This is a genomic window from Streptomyces sp. NPDC007157, from assembly GCF_040634235.1.
Taxonomy (GTDB): Bacteria; Actinomycetota; Actinomycetes; order Streptomycetales; family Streptomycetaceae; genus Streptomyces.
On sequence record NZ_JBEYFE010000001.1, the window covers coordinates 40,923 to 54,773 of the forward strand.

At 68.9% G+C, this 13,851-nt stretch carries 11 protein-coding genes and 2 pseudogenes; 6 read left to right on the forward strand and 7 right to left on the reverse strand.

Translation table 11 applies throughout. The features are described 5' to 3' along the window. Positions 1 to 40: 40 nt before the first annotated feature. Complete coding sequence (locus ABZ642_RS00200; protein ID WP_360474553.1) at positions 41 to 3,538, forward strand: trypsin-like peptidase domain-containing protein; 3,498 nt, start codon at positions 41 to 43, stop codon at positions 3,536 to 3,538. Between the two features lie 39 nt (positions 3,539 to 3,577). Next, positions 3,578 to 3,982 (forward strand): CU044_2847 family protein, encoded by a 405-nt coding sequence (locus ABZ642_RS00205; RefSeq protein ID WP_360474556.1) that lies wholly within the window; start codon positions 3,578 to 3,580, stop codon positions 3,980 to 3,982. A gap of 152 nt (positions 3,983 to 4,134) precedes the next feature. Here the strand turns inward: ABZ642_RS00205 and ABZ642_RS00210 are convergent, their stop codons facing one another. The 5 genes from ABZ642_RS00210 to ABZ642_RS00230 form a co-directional block, all read right to left on the reverse strand. Beyond that, positions 4,135 to 5,277, reverse strand: coding sequence for an LLM class flavin-dependent oxidoreductase (locus tag ABZ642_RS00210; RefSeq protein ID WP_360474559.1), 1,143 nt, complete (start codon positions 5,275 to 5,277; stop codon positions 4,135 to 4,137). Positions 5,278 to 5,578: 301 nt separating this feature from the next. Next, positions 5,579 to 6,799 (reverse strand): NAD(P)-binding domain-containing protein, encoded by a 1,221-nt coding sequence (locus ABZ642_RS00215; protein WP_360474562.1) that lies wholly within the window; start codon positions 6,797 to 6,799, stop codon positions 5,579 to 5,581. Continuing rightward, positions 6,789 to 7,520: a CE1759 family FMN reductase gene (locus ABZ642_RS00220; protein WP_360474565.1), complete on the reverse strand. Its 732-nt coding sequence runs from the start codon at positions 7,518 to 7,520 to the stop codon at positions 6,789 to 6,791. Before ABZ642_RS00220 ends, ABZ642_RS00215 begins: the two co-directional genes overlap by 11 nt. Next, positions 7,517 to 7,990, reverse strand: coding sequence for a MarR family transcriptional regulator (locus ABZ642_RS00225; RefSeq protein WP_360474568.1), 474 nt, complete (start codon positions 7,988 to 7,990; stop codon positions 7,517 to 7,519). Before ABZ642_RS00225 ends, ABZ642_RS00220 begins: the two co-directional genes overlap by 4 nt. A gap of 17 nt (positions 7,991 to 8,007) precedes the next feature. Then, positions 8,008 to 9,195, reverse strand: coding sequence for a CE1758 family FMN-dependent luciferase-like monooxygenase (locus tag ABZ642_RS00230; RefSeq protein ID WP_360474571.1), 1,188 nt, complete (start codon positions 9,193 to 9,195; stop codon positions 8,008 to 8,010). 527 nt (positions 9,196 to 9,722) lie between these two features. On the opposite strand from ABZ642_RS00230, the gene ABZ642_RS00235 reads away from it, so the two are divergent. The 4 genes and pseudogenes from ABZ642_RS00235 (at position 9,723) to ABZ642_RS00250 (ending at position 11,055) form a co-directional block, all read left to right on the forward strand. Beyond that, complete coding sequence (locus ABZ642_RS00235; RefSeq protein ID WP_360474574.1) at positions 9,723 to 9,992, forward strand: hypothetical protein; 270 nt, start codon at positions 9,723 to 9,725, stop codon at positions 9,990 to 9,992. Between the two features lie 527 nt (positions 9,993 to 10,519). Then, positions 10,520 to 10,591: pseudogene (locus tag ABZ642_RS00240) on the forward strand (hypothetical protein); the annotation flags it as partial. A 153-nt stretch (positions 10,592 to 10,744) separates the two neighbouring features. Next, positions 10,745 to 10,876, forward strand: a complete 132-nt coding sequence (locus ABZ642_RS00245) for a hypothetical protein (protein WP_360474577.1) — start codon at positions 10,745 to 10,747, stop codon at positions 10,874 to 10,876. Beyond that, positions 10,873 to 11,055: a hypothetical protein gene (locus tag ABZ642_RS00250; RefSeq protein ID WP_360474580.1), complete on the forward strand. Its 183-nt coding sequence runs from the start codon at positions 10,873 to 10,875 to the stop codon at positions 11,053 to 11,055. Before ABZ642_RS00245 ends, ABZ642_RS00250 begins: the two co-directional genes overlap by 4 nt. An 83-nt stretch (positions 11,056 to 11,138) precedes the next feature. Here the strand turns inward: ABZ642_RS00250 and ABZ642_RS00255 are convergent, their stop codons facing one another. Next, positions 11,139 to 11,315: a hypothetical protein gene (locus tag ABZ642_RS00255; protein WP_360474583.1), complete on the reverse strand. Its 177-nt coding sequence runs from the start codon at positions 11,313 to 11,315 to the stop codon at positions 11,139 to 11,141. A gap of 518 nt (positions 11,316 to 11,833) precedes the next feature. Then, positions 11,834 to 13,246 (reverse strand): annotated as a pseudogene (locus tag ABZ642_RS00260) (RHS repeat-associated core domain-containing protein); the annotation flags it as partial. Positions 13,247 to 13,851: the final 605 nt, after the last annotated feature.

Sequence of the window (13,851 nt, forward strand, 5' to 3'; positions counted from 1 at the left end):
TGAGGCAGAGGCGGGGGTGCCGGTGGAGGCGGACAGTGCGGTGCCCACGGACGCGGCGGTGGTCCGGATCCTCGACGCGCAGGGCCAGCCGGTCGGTTCCGGATTTCTGACGGCGGAACGTGATGTGCTGACATGCGCCCACGTGGTCGCCGCCGCCCTGAGGTTACCCGAGGACGCCGTGGAGCCTCCGGACGCCCCTGTCAGGCTCGACTTCCCGCTGGTGGCACGCGGCAGGGTCCTCAAGGCCCGGGTCGAGCAGTGGACGCCCACACAGCCGGACGAGTCCGGGGACATCGCGGTCCTCCGGCTGCTCACCGCACCCCCGCCCGGCGCGGTGGCGGCATCGCTGGTCGAGGACGGAGCCGCACCAGGCCGCCAGGTGCGCACCTTCGGCTTCCCGGCGGACTACGACGCCGGTGTCTGGAGCGTCGGCGTGTTGCAGGGCCGGCAGGCAACCGGGTGGCTCCAATACGACACGGACCCGGCGAGCCAGTACGAGGTCGGACGCGGATTCTCCGGGGCCCCGGTCTGGGACCTGGCCCTCGGCGGTGTGGTCGGGATGGTCGTCACCGCCGACGAGCGGCCCGGCCGGCGCGCCGCGTACCTGATCCCCACCGAGAGGCTTCACGAGTGTTGGCCGCCCCTGCGCGAGGCGGCACAGGGACCGTGCCCCTTCCGGGATTTGCGCCCCTTCCAGGAGGGCGACGCGGAGCTGTTCCACGGGCGGGACGAGCCCGCCGGCCGGATCGTGGACCGGCTGGATGTCGCCACGGGGGTCACGCTGGTGGGCGCCTCCGGGTGCGGCAAGTCCTCACTGCTGAACGCCGGTGTACTACCCCGCCTCCGGGCCCGCGAGGACCTCCTGATCGTGCGGTTCCGGCCCGGCAAGGCCCCGCTCGAGGCGCTCGCGGTGGCCCTTCTCCCGTCATTCGAACCGCGGTTGGGCGAGACCGCCCGCATGGCCCAGGTGCCCCAGCTGACACAGCTGCTGCGCGACGGCCGGATGCCGGCCGTGGTGGAGCGGATCCTGCAACAGCAGGGCAAGAGCAAGCTCCTGGTCATCGCCGACCAGTTCGAGGAAGCGCTGGTCCGCACGGTCAACGGACAGCAGGACACGGATCTCGACGCGTTCGCCGCCGCACTGGGCCATTGCCTGGATCCCGGAGCCGGCCTGCAGACCGTCATCGCCCTGCGCGCCGACTTCCTCGCCCCCGCCCTCAACCACCCGGCACTGGCACCGCTGCTCGACGACAGCCGGCTGTTTATGCTGGGACCGATGCGCGACGACGAAGTGCGCGCCGCCGTCGAACAGCCGCTCAGCGGCGTCGGTGTGCGCTACGAGAAGGGGCTGGTCAACCGGCTCCTCACCGACCTGGGCCCGGACCCCAGCAGACTGCCGCTGCTGGAGTTCACCCTCACCAAACTCTGGGAGCGCAAGGAACACGGCGTCATCGGCCACGCCCACTACCAGTCACTGGGCGGGGTCGGCGCGGCCCTGGCGAACCACGCCGAGCAGGTATGGACGGCACTCAACGAGGAGGAGCGGCGCAAGGCGCGCGCCCTGCTGGTCCAGCTCGTCCTTCCCGGAGGCGCCCGCACCTCCCCGACCCGGCGAGTGGTCGCCCGTACCGAACTGCCCCCGGCTCAGTGGCGGATCGCCCAACGCCTGCTCACCACGCGTCTTCTCGTGCCGGGTGAGGAGCTGCGTACGGGCGGTGCGCAGCCCGTGGAGACCGTGGAACTGGCGCACGAGGCGCTGTTGTCCCGCTGGGCACGACTGGCCGAGTTCGCCGCGGCGGACCAGGGGTTCCGCCGCTGGCAGGAGGACCTGCGACGCCGGGTAGGGCTGTGGCAGGGGGACGAGCGTACCGGTACGCGCCTGCTGCGCGGCGCCGACCTGCGGGACGCCCGGAACTGGCGGCGGGCCCGAGCCGACGAACTCGGCTCCGCGGAGATCGACTTCATCACCGCGAGCATCTCCGGTGCCCGCCATCGCCGGATCATCGCTGCCGGGGTCGCCGTGGTCATGATGCTGACGGCGGGTGTGGGCACCTGGGCGTGGCGATACGGGGCGGAGGCGCACACGGCACGGCAGTCGGCGGCCGTGGCCGCGGGCGTCCTGGCACAGCAGTCGCGGGATCTGGAGTCCAACCCGGACCACGGCGACCGGTACACCGCGCTGCTGCTCGCCCTGCGCGCCTACCGCACCCAGGACAACCCCGACACGCGTGCGCTGCTCGGCGAGATGTACCGGCGATTCGGTTCCGCCGATCTTCTGGTGCCGTTATACACACCGTCGGGGACGTCGATCACGGCGAACGGCCGGCCGGCCGTGAGCGCCGACGGCCGGGTGGTCGCCTCGTGGGCGGCCGACGGCAAGCCGACTGTGTGGACAGGTATCGGGAACACCGCCGAGAGGGAGGCCATCGGCAAACGGGCCGACACCATGGCCGTCAGCCCCGACGGATCACTGATCGCGATGGTGGCGGGACCCCTCTCCCTGACGTCCACCCCCACCGGCCCGCCGGACCCAAGGGGGCCGAGCGTGGAACTGTACGACGTACGGGCCGGGCGGGTCGTGCGCCTGCTGGAACGCCCCTACCAGGGTGATCCGTGGCCGACCATGCCATCGGGCGGGCCCTCACTGCCGAGCGTCCCCGTACCGACCGGGACCCGTATCCCGACCCAGTACGCGCAGTTCGCCTTCGACCCCACGGGCAAGCGGATGGTGGCACTGACGGGAGTCATGGGGTTGGGCGGCCGCCTCATCGTGTGGGACGTGCCCAGCGGCAAGATCGAGAAGATTCTGCCGGGCCCTGACACACAGGTCAGCCGGCTCTCCTTCACCTCGGACGGACAGGGCCTCGTCGTCGTCGGCCAGGACCTCACGGAGGGCATGTCCGGTTCGCTGGTCATGTCGGTTCGCTCGTGGGATCTGAACAAGCCGCCCTCGCCGGGCCGGACGCTGTTCACACTGGACGGACTGGATGGCGCAGCCCCTTACGACATCAGCCCGGACGGAGCCGTCCTGACCACGGCCACCACTCACACGCAGGGGTTCCACACGCACACCACCGTCACCACGTACGCGCTGCCCGGCGGCAGACGGCTGGCGCAGCGGCACCTGCCCGACGATCAGACCGTCACCGGTGTCGCCGTCACCGCGCGGGGCTCGCGCACCGTGGCCTACCAGGCCATCGGCGACATCCCACTCGGCGGTCGGGGCTCGGCGAAGCCCGGCATCGTCCAGGTGTCCACTCCCTGGCGGGACGTCACACTGCTCGGTGCGGACAGCCGCCCCACGGTGTTCCTCACCGACGGGCAGAGCATGAACGGCTTCATAACCCCGGCCGGCGGCGACCCGGTCGGCAAGATCCCCGTACCCGCCACTGGTTCCGCCGCACCCGTACCGGCAGACCGGGCCCGACGCTTGATGGAGCGGTTCTGCCAGATCCTGGGCGACGAGACGCTGCCGCCCGCCGCCGTACAGAAGCTGCCTCCTGCGGCCTACCGTAAGCCTTTGTGTCCACACCCGTAGGGATGCCCCGTCAGTCACCCGACCACGAGAGAGGGATACATGCCCCAGGACACCCAGCTCATTCGCGTTCCGCTCGACGCCTCCGTGAATGGCGACGGCATCGAGGTGTTGCTGGAGACGGACCCCTCCAGCTCAGGCATCGTTCGGGCGGCGCGCCCCGGTGACGTCGTGGCGACGGCCGCCCATACGCTGGACGAAAGCTTCGACCACGTCCGCGCCACGGCGGAGTCACTGGTGGGGCGGCTCACCATGCTCCCGGTGCGGCCCAAGACGATCGAACTGGAGCTGGGCGTGAAGATCAGCGCGGAGGCGGGCGCCATCATCGCGAAGACATCGGGCGAGGGGAACTTCCGCCTCAGGCTGGTCTGGGAAAGGCCGGACGAGGCTGCGCCGGCCGACGACCGGGATACGTCGTCGAACGGCTCGCGGCCGGAACCCGAATGACGCTGTGGGTGCCGATAATTACGTCCGCGCAGGTCAGCGGTCTTATGACGTTCCGCCGAGCGGGTTGGATCTAAACATGTTCAACACGTAACGACTGCACGCTTGAACGCGTTCAATTTCGCCTCGGTGCAGAAAAAAGTCTTCGCCGCAGGTCACCCGGCGTGCTGCGCCCGCTCGATCTTCGTGGCGGCGTCGGCGACAGTTCGGCCATGGACGGCGGGGCGCCCGCCGTAAGGGTCCTCATCGCTCCACAGTGTCGTCGGGGCAGCCTTGCGGACCACCGGTATGACCTCACTGGCGAACCGTTCGAGCATGTTGAGCTGCTGCTCGTGCGGGATCACCGTCGGGAGGCTGAAGGACTGCAGATCGTGTCCGAACCCCTCGTGGAACCAGAGGATCTTCTCGGCGATCTGCTGCGGCGACCCGACCAGGACAGGGCCGCGCTCGATGGCGTCATCGATGGTCGCGAAGGTCATCTCGTTGCCGGGCGTGTGGTTCCCGGGCCGGTTGAAGTAGGCCACGATCTGCTCGTACATCGGCCCGAAGGCCTCCCGCGCCTCCTGGGTCGTGTCGGCCAGGTAGAGGAAGCCCGCACCCGCGCCGACATAGGCGAACCGGGGGTCGTGTCCATGCTTGGCGTACTCCGTGCGGTAGTGGTCGATGAGTACGGTGTAGTTGTCACGGGGCTGGATGGCGTTGGCGGAGAAGAGCGGGTCGCCCCACTTCGCCGCGAGGCTCGCCGAGGTCAGCGTGGTCGCTGACCCGTGCCACACGCGAGGAGCGCCGGCGAAGGGACGCGGCAGGCTGGTGACCTCGTTCAGCGGTCCGCGAAAGCGACCCTGCCAGGTGAGGTTCTCCTCGCGCCACAGCCGGTGGAGCAGCTCGTACTTCTCCTCCAGCGCATCCCACTGGTCGCCGTTTTCGATACCGAACATAGGCAGCTGACGCAGCTCGTTGCCCTTGCCGATGACGAGTTCGAGCCGGCCGCGGGAGAGCTGATCGATCGTGGCGTAGTCCTCGGCGACGCGCAGCGGGTCCTGGATCGACAGGACCGAGACACCTGTCTGGATCCGGACCCGGCTGGTGGTCGCGGCGATCGCACCGAGCAGGACCGTGACGCCGCTGGAAAGGAAGGCGCCGGCGTGCCGCTCGCCCAACGCGACCGCGTCATACCCGAACTCCTCGGCGTAGCGTGCCGAGGTCAGCGCCTGAGAGTACCGCTCGTCGGTGCGGACTTCACGCCCGGTCACGGGGTTCGTGAGGTTCGGCAGGATGTCGAGGACTTGAAACTTCATGAGATATTCCCTGGTCCTTTTGCTGGACTGCTTGTCTGGCCGAGCTGAGGCAGTGCTGGTTCAGGCTTCGGTCATGCTCGTGCCCTGATCACGGCGCGGCCGCGGTCGGAGGTGGGAAGCGGCCGGTCATCGCGCGAAGCCAGGCCGAGCTCGAAGCGGTTGGTCGAGGTCGGGGACGGCGCGGGGTCGGGGCCGCGGTTGGATCGGGATCCATGGCGATGCTCCTTGCTGGTATGCGCGTTGCCCAACGGGCGCAACGACATCACTGCGCATTTGGTCCCGCAGCCTGTTGCAGGAACGGTCACTCACCGGCCGCGGCGCCACCCCCGGCGTATGCACGTGTCGCGAAACCTGAGCCGCTCGACGTACCGTTCGAAGCAGCGTTCCACTGCCGCAACAGGTTGTTGACCGCCTGACGGCCGGAACGGTTGGAACCGACGGTGGACTGAAACGGTCCGAAGCCGACCAAGTGCACGCGCGGTTCGCCGGCCACCTGGGTGCCCCGCATCGTGATCCCACCGGACTCGTTGCGCAGCCCCAGAGGTTCCAGGTGCGCCAGGGCGGCCTTGAACCCTGTGGCCCACAAGATCGCGTCCACCGGGGTGAAGGAACCGTCCGCCTCTCGGACGCCGCTGGGTTCGATGGCGGTGAACATGGGGCGACGCTGCAGAGCCCCGCGTTCCTTCGCCGCCAACGCGTACGGAGTCCAGGCCAGTTGGGTGTAGGAGACGACGCTGCCGGTGGGCCTGCCTGCTTCGACATCGACGGCGACCTTGGCGACGATCTCACGGCCGGCGACCTCGGCCTCGAACTCACCGTCACGGAAGACGGGTTCGCGACGCGTGTACCAGAACGCGGTGGCCGCCCGTGAGATCTCCTCCAGCTGCTGGACTGCCGAGATGCCACCGCCGACGACGGCGACCCGCAGCCCTGCGAGCTGGTCGGCCGAGACGTAGTCGTGGGTGTGCAGCTGGATGCCGGTGAAACGCTCCTGCCCCGGGTAGCGGGGACGGACGGGGTTGGTCCAGGTCCCGGTGGCGTTGATGATGGCCCGGGCGGTCCATTGCCCTGCGCTGGAGTCGACCACCAGCTCCCCGTCGGGCCGGGCGTCCACACGCCGTACGGCGGTGACGGTCACCGGCCGCAGGATCGGCAGATCGGTCGCGTGCTCGAAGGCAGCGAAGTAGCGCGGCACCGCTGTACGACTGGGCTCGTCGGGGTCGACGGGCGGTTGCGGGAAGTCGGGCAGGTCGAAGATGCCATTCACGGTCGCCATCCGCAGCGACTCCCACCGGTGCCGCCAGGCCCCACCGGCTGCCGGTTCGGCATCGAGCACCACGAAGGTCCGGTCGCTGTCAGGGCCGTCCGTGCCGGTCAGGGCGCTGGTGAAACCGCGCCGCTTCAGGTGGTAGGCAGCCGATAGCCCCGACTGCCCTCCGCCTATGACCACCACCGTCGCGTGCCCACCGGCTCGCTCGGGCCCCGCTGATTCCCGTGCCGGGGTGGATACGTCAGCGTACATCGGCCCGGTCACCGGCCTGGGGGCGCGCGGTTCTGCCGGTGGCCAGGCGCATGAGATCGGTGTCGAAGTCGACGTCCTCGATGCTGCGTTCGGCGCGGGTGGCGTTGCCGCCGAACGCGTGCTGGTAGCCCGCCCAGTTGCCGTCGGCGATGTCGCGGCCGACGCCGGTGCGCAGGACGGCGGCGAGTTCGCCGGCCGCGCGGGCGATGCGCTTGCCGAGGTCGGTCGAGCCCCAGTCCTCCGGTGCGGCGTACAGGGAGGTCGGCATCGGGATCGCCCGCAGGAACGCGAACAGCGGCCGGAGGTGTTCGTCGACGACCATGCTGTGCCTGGCCGAGCCGCCGGTGGCGGCGAGGACGACCGGTTTGGCTATGAGCAGGTCGTTGTCGATCAGGTCGGCAAACGACTTGAACAGGCCGCTGATCCCCGCCTTGTAGACCGGGGCCGCGGCGATGATCGCGTCCGACTCGGCGAGCTGTGCGATGGCGTCCCGCACCTTCGGGTCGAGCAGCCCCGAGACGATCGACCGTGCGATTTCGACGCCGATAGGTCCCAGATCGATCGAGCGCACGGTCGCGGCAATGCCGATGTCACGGAGGGCGTCGATGCTCTTCTGGGCGATCCGGTCGGCCAGCAGCCGGGTCGAGGACGGATCACTCACCCCGGCATTGACGACCGTGAGGATGAGGCCTTGTCGGGGGACGACGGGCGGGTTGTTCATGCGATGTTCCCTGGGTCCGGCTTCGAGTGCTGCGAGGTTGTCGGCGGGGCTGCGGCGGTAAGCGCCTTCCCGAGCTCGCGCAGCGTTGTCAGTTGTGACGGGGTGAGCGCGCGGGTCATCGCCGTCGCGACGTCTCGCGCGTGTGCGCGACCGAGGCGCCGCTGAACATCGCGTCCCTCACTGGTCAGGACGATGCGGCAGGCACGGCCGTCGTCGGGATCCGCGAGACGCTCGACAAGGCCGCGCTTCTCCAGCCGCGCCACCAGCCGGGAGACCCCCGCCTGAGTCAGCAGGACGTCGTCGATGAGATCGGTGATGCGCAAACCGTCCTCGGCATCGGAAAGGGCATAGAGCACGCCGTACTCCCGGGGCTGGAAGTCGCCCCAGTCGCCGCAGAACTCGAACTCACGCGCGAGTGTCGCCTGCGCCCTGAACATCGCTTCCCAGGCCTCGTTCGCCAACCTGGTCAAGCCCCTGGTTGCCTCCATCACGGCCCCACCGGGAGGCGAGCCGCCGTGTTCGGGTCACTGTCCTGGTAGGGCGAGGTACCCGAGAGGTTGTCGCCCCGGTTGGGGTTCGGCCGCAGCTGGCGCGGTTCGGCGTCACCGTACTTGGCCTTGACCAGCGAAGCGTGCGTCGGCGCGTCCGGGACACCGGGCTTGCGGCGCCCCTCCATCTCCTTGCGCAGTACCGGGACCACCTCGGTGCCCAGCAGCTCGACCTGTTCCAGCGCCATGTCGAGCGGGAGGCCGAGCGCGTCGATGTTGAAGAGCTGGCGCTGGTAGTCACCGAATCCCTCTTGGAAGGTGAGCACCTTCTCGATGACCTCTTGCGGGCTGCCCACCGTCAGCGGCGTGCCGGCCATGTAGTCCTCCAGCTTCGAGCCGCGGAACATCGGGAAGTTCTCGAAGTAGGGCCGGTAGGTGTTGACCGCGTCCTGGGAACGCTTGGCGATGAACGCCTGGCCGCCCAGCCCGACGACGGCCTGCTCGGCGGTTCCGTGTCCGTAGTGCTCGAACCGCCGCCGGTAGAGGTCGACGAGCGGTTTGAAGTGGAAGTTCGGGGCCAGGATGTGGTTGGCGAAGAACCCGTTGCCGTAGTACGCCGCCTGCTCCGCGGTCTCAGGGGTACGGATCGAGCCGTGCCACACGAACGGCGGGACGTCGTCCAGCGGACGCGGGGTGGAAGTGAAGCCCTGCAGCGGGGTGCGGAACTGGCCTTCCCAGTCGACCACGTCCTCGCGCCACAACCGGTGGAGCAGGTTGTAGTTCTCCAGGGAGAGTGCGACGCCCTGGCGGATGTCCTTGCCGAACCACGAGTAGACCGGGACGGTGTTCCCGCGTCCGAGCATCAGGTCCAGCCGCCCCTTGGCGAGATGCTGCACCATCGCATAGTCCTCGGCGAGCTTCACCGGGTCATTGGTCGTGATCAGGGTCACGGATGTGCTGAGGATGATCCGCTCCGTCAGCGCCGCGATGTGAGCGAGCAGCGCCGGCGGCGAGGACGGCACGAAGGGTGGGTTGTGATGCTCACCCAGCGCGAAGACGTCGAGGCCGACCTCGTCGGCCCGCCGGGCGACCTTGATCATGTTGCTGATCCGCTCCGCCTCGCTCTGGGTGTAACCCGTCGTGGGGTCGGCCGAGACGTCTCCGACACCGAAGATGCCGAACTGCATGGCGCACTCCTCGCTGATACATGACTTCGCATGCATTCCAAACAACATGACGGCGCATGCATTCCCGGCCTGCCCGAGCAGCGCTGTGATCCCGGTCATAGCCCGTACGGCAACTCGGCTTGTCTTCGGCGTGTGGGACAGCCCGGTTCTGGCGAGCCATCCGTCCATGTGACTGATCTGCAGGTCGGAACGGGGTGGGTATCCGAGCGCCTCGGCCGTCGAAGAGCCGGGTGACCACCGCGTCGAACAGGTTCTTCCCCTGCTTCGCGGCGGTGGACAGGTGGCCTGCGGGTATCGATACAGCAGGCTGCGTCGCCTGCTGCGTGTCGGCGCGTCGCCTGTGCGTCTCGTGCGCGCGACCCACGCCCGGACCTGCACCTTGTGTGCCTCATGTCACCCGGGATGTCGGCCCTTCGATGGTCTCCCCGGAAATATCAGCAGATCTTTCTCCAGTTGTTGCTCACATCCGGGGGCGTTCTGGAGGTTGATATGGACAACCGTCATAGGGGTCAGGAGGGGGAACCGCGATGAGCCACCTCACTCCGGGAATCTTCCGCAGCTGGCCCGACCGTCCGATGGCGGCCACCGCGCCGCGCGAGGCATGGCAGCGCGCCGGGTTCGTCCTCCTTGCGGTGGGCCTGGACACGGCAGCCGCAGCGATGCTGCTGAGCAGACACCTTCCCAGCGCCCTGGCCGGTGTGCTCCTGGCCGGTCTCGGCTGGTTCGCCACCGGGCGCATCGCGAACCGGTACCCCGCGTCGCCACGCAGTGTTCTCGAGGAATCGAGACGCCGATGAGCCACGCGATCGAGCACTCAAGGACAGCCACCTCCACGGACGCCCGGACACCGACGCCCGCGGCCACCGTGGGCCGCGCCAGGCGCAACGACCCGCAAGAGCGCCTGTAGGGTTCCATAACTCACGCGCTACCTCTGACCAGGCGCTTTGCAGCCGGGTGCGGCTAAGGCACGCTCGGACTGCATGGCGTTGCGCATGCTCTGCCTGATCTTCCTGAGGCTTCTCGGACTACTTCTTCTGTTGTCGCGGTCGGAGGAGGCGAAGGACGCCGAGCTGCTCGCGTTGCGCCATGAGAACACGGTGCTGCGCCGCCGGCTCGGCACCCGGTCCTGGCTGACCTGGCCCGAGCGCGCCGTCCTCGCCGCCCTCGCTCGGCACCTGCAGGCCGGCTGCGCCGACACCGCCTGGTCACCCCCAGCACCCTGCTCGCCTGGCACCGCCGACTTGTCCGCTGGAAGTGGCAGCGGCAGCCAGCACGGACCGGTCGCCCGCCGATCTCCGAGGAACTCACTGCACTCATCCTGCGCCTGGCCCGGGAGAACCCGACCTGGGGCTCGACCCGCATCCAGGGCGAGCTGCGGCGCCTCGGGCACCGCGTCGGCGCCTCGACCATCCGTCACACCCTGCGCAGCGCCGGCCTCGGCCCCGCACCCCGGCGCGGCCCCGATACCGGCCCGACGTGGCGCGAGTTCGTACGCGCCCAGGCCTCCGGCCTGCTCGCCGCCGACTTCTTTCACATCGACACCGCCGGGTTGACCAGACTGTATGCGTTCGTCCTCATGGAGGTCGGCACCCGCACCGTGTACATCCTCGGCGTCACCAAGCACCCCACCGCGGCCTGGGCCACCCAGCTCGCCCGCAACCTCCTCGCCGACCTAGAATGACGTCGGCGCCGCGCCCGCGATACCGCGTCTACCTGGCCGTCGGCATCGGCTGCTACGTCCTCGCCGCGATCGCGAGCCTGTTCCTCATAGCGGACGACTTCGGTCCTGCCCTGCTTGTGCCCCTGTGGACCGTGCGCGGTGGGCTCCACGCTCCGTGCGTGTCCGCCGCAGCACAATGAAGATGCCGGGCCAATACCCCGCCGCGCGTTTCCCTGATGCTATGGAGGGAGCGGCGCTGGCAGCCTCGAAGCCGCCCGGAACGCTATGCCCTGAGGTAGAGCTGCTCGGCTTCGAGGATGAGGCTTCCCAGTGGATTGTCGTAGGGCCAGGAGTCGGTGATGACACGGCCGATGCCGCGCAGCCGCTGCGGCTTGGGCGGGAGCGGGGGGGTGGAGAGCTGTACGGCGACCTGCTCCAACTGCTCGCGGAGAGATGTCAATTGCTGGGCGCTGCTCACTCGTCCGTGGCCCTCGGTGTGCCGTTGTAGTTCCTCATCGATTTCCGACAGGGCCTGTCGGGTCGCTGCGAGGGCTTTTTGTGCGGTTGATTCGGACACTATGGCTCCAGCAAGTCCCTGTCGGGGTCCAATACATACGTCTGTTTTCCGCCGCCAGGGTAGCCGATGCCCTGCTCCGCGACCCGGCCCTCGATGATGGGCGCACCCGGGCGAATCTTCCATTGTTTGAGGAAGGTGAACTGGTTCCAGGACGCCTTGACGGCGATTTCCTCGCGAGTGGCTGGCCACTGTGTTGTCAGATAACGCCCGCGTGCCCACGCGTTCTTGCCGTCGTAGAAGCGCATTCCGTAGTCGTTGTCGCCGGCCCGGCGCACCGTGATCGTGCCCTCCTCGAACGACTCCATGACCTGGATGCGGAAATTGCGGGGGACGCCGGCGTCGCGGAGGAGTTGTGCCGCCTCCCTGGTTCCGGCGTAGGGATCCAGGGCGCCGGTCTCGCAGGGGGCGAGTCCGAGCGGGTCGGCCCAGGACCGGGGGTCCGTCACGTAGGCGACGGGGTTGGGGGCTGGGGCGAGCCCGAGGGGATCGAGTGTGAGGTAGCGGCCGGTTTCCGGGTCGTAGTGGCGGAAGTAGTTGTAGTGGAGCTCGGTTTCGGGGTCGTAGTACTGGCCGGGGAAGCGCAGAGGCGTGTAGGTCGCGCTGCCGGCGCCCCAGGAGGTCCTGCCCCACAGGGTGGAACGTGTGCGCCAGACGATGCCCCCGGATTCGTCGACGAGTTCTGTTGGTGCTCCGACGAGATCGGTGACGATCGCGAAGAAGCGGGAATCGATCTCCTCCTGCGGCGCGTCGAGGGTCGTGCGGCGTTCGGTCTGGGCGATGGGGCGCAGGCCGTCGTGATCCCAGGTGAGAACGACGGGATGGGGTGCCTCTGGTGTGAGGGTGGTCTGCTCGCAGAGGGTGGCGCCGTCCCAGGTGAACGTGGTCTGTTCGAGGATGGTTTCGTTGTCGGCTGCCAGACGCTGCTTGGCGATGCGGCGGCCGAGGGCGTCGTAGATGTAGCGCCAGCGGGTGCCATCTGGTGTAACGACTGATGTGAGGCGGTCTTCGGCGTCCCACGAGTAGTGCCAGGCGTCGGGCTTGTGCGACAGGCGGGTCTTGCGTCGAACGGTGATGCGGCCGGCCGCGTCGTGTTCGAAGCGCGTGTTGCCCGCCCGGACGAGACTCGTGCCCGTGTAGGTGCGCGGGCCGGTGGCCTCGTGACCCGGGTGTGCGGCGGGCCAGGAGGCTTCGGTCTGGTTACCTGTCTTGTCGTAGGCGTACCGCTCGGTCCAGTCGGCCGCCTGGACAGTGAGCACGCGGCCGAGGGAGTCAAGGTCGAAACCGTGCCGACCGTTGAGTTGGTCGTCGATGCCGGTGAGCAGGCCGTCGGCGCGGTAGGTGTAGTCGCGCCTCTGGAGGCTGGCACCTGTGGCGCGGTTCATCGCCGACTGGGTGCGGAGTCGGCCGAGGTCATCGAACGTGTTCGCCAGCGTGAGGGCGTTACCGATGTGCCGGTTCAGTTCCCGGCCGGCCAGATCGCGGTCGTAGCTGATCGTACGGCCCGCGCTGGTCCGTTCGATGCAGTTGCCGGCCGCGTCATAGTGCCAGGTGCTGGTTCCGGAGTTGTAGTGCTCGGCGTATTCGGCGAGGACACGCCGTGCGTGTTGCTCGTTGTAGATCAGCATCCGGTCGGTGCACTCGGCCCGCACGCTGCGGATGAACCTCTCCACGTGGGCGTTCATCCGCGGTGTCTGTGGCGCGCTCTTCAGGATCTCGATGCCGTCGGCGGTGAAGACGGCATCGAAAGCCTGGGTGTAGCGGCTGTCGCGGTCGCGTAGCAGGTAGCGGAAGCCGGCGGCGCGGTCTGCGAGGTTGGCGAGGAGGTTCCTCGAGAGCTGGGTGACCCAGGCTGCGGTCGGGTGGGCGGTGACGCCGAGGATGTGCACGGTGCGGGTGCCGACCTCCATGACCACGAAGGCGTACAGCCTGGTCAGCGCGGCGGTGTCCACGTGGAAGAAGTCGGCGGCGAGCAGGCCGGAGGCCTGGGCGCGTACGAACTCGCGCCAGGTCGGGGCGCCGCGGCTTCGTCTGGGTGCGGGGCCGAGGCCGGCGCTGCGCAGGATCAGGGCGGTGTTCCTCGAAGATCGGCGGCCGTCCGACCCGGGCGGGTTTCTGCTTCCACTTCCACCGCAGTAGGCGGCGGTGCCAGGTGAGCAGGGTGCCGGGTGTGAACAGGCGGTGTCGGCGCAGCCGGGAGGGTAGGTGCCGGGCGAGGGCGGCGAGCACGGCGCGCTCCGGCCAGGGGAGGTGTGGCCGGACGCAGAGCTGGCGGCGCAGCACCGCGTTCTCGTGGCGCAGCGCGAGCAGCTCGGCGTCCTTGGTCTGCTGCGAGCGGGAGAGCAGCAGGAGCAGTCCAAGGAGTCGGAGGAAGACCAGGTAGAGCATGCGCAGTGCCATGGGGTGCGAGCTTGCCGTGATC

Excerpts from the sequence above, each read along its gene's own strand:
- ABZ642_RS00205 (WP_360474556.1), top strand. The coding sequence starts at position 3,578 with ATGCCCCAGGACACCCAGCTCATTCGCGTTCCGCTCGACGCCTCCGTG.
- ABZ642_RS00210 (WP_360474559.1), bottom strand. The coding sequence starts at position 5,277 with ATGAAGTTTCAAGTCCTCGACATCCTGCCGAACCTCACGAACCCCGTG.
- ABZ642_RS00215 (WP_360474562.1), bottom strand. The coding sequence starts at position 6,799 with ATGTACGCTGACGTATCCACCCCGGCACGGGAATCAGCGGGGCCCGAG.
- ABZ642_RS00220 (WP_360474565.1), bottom strand. The coding sequence starts at position 7,520 with ATGAACAACCCGCCCGTCGTCCCCCGACAAGGCCTCATCCTCACGGTC.
- ABZ642_RS00230 (WP_360474571.1), bottom strand. The coding sequence starts at position 9,195 with ATGCAGTTCGGCATCTTCGGTGTCGGAGACGTCTCGGCCGACCCCACG.
- ABZ642_RS00235 (WP_360474574.1), top strand. The coding sequence starts at position 9,723 with ATGAGCCACCTCACTCCGGGAATCTTCCGCAGCTGGCCCGACCGTCCG.
- ABZ642_RS00250 (WP_360474580.1), top strand. The coding sequence starts at position 10,873 with ATGACGTCGGCGCCGCGCCCGCGATACCGCGTCTACCTGGCCGTCGGC.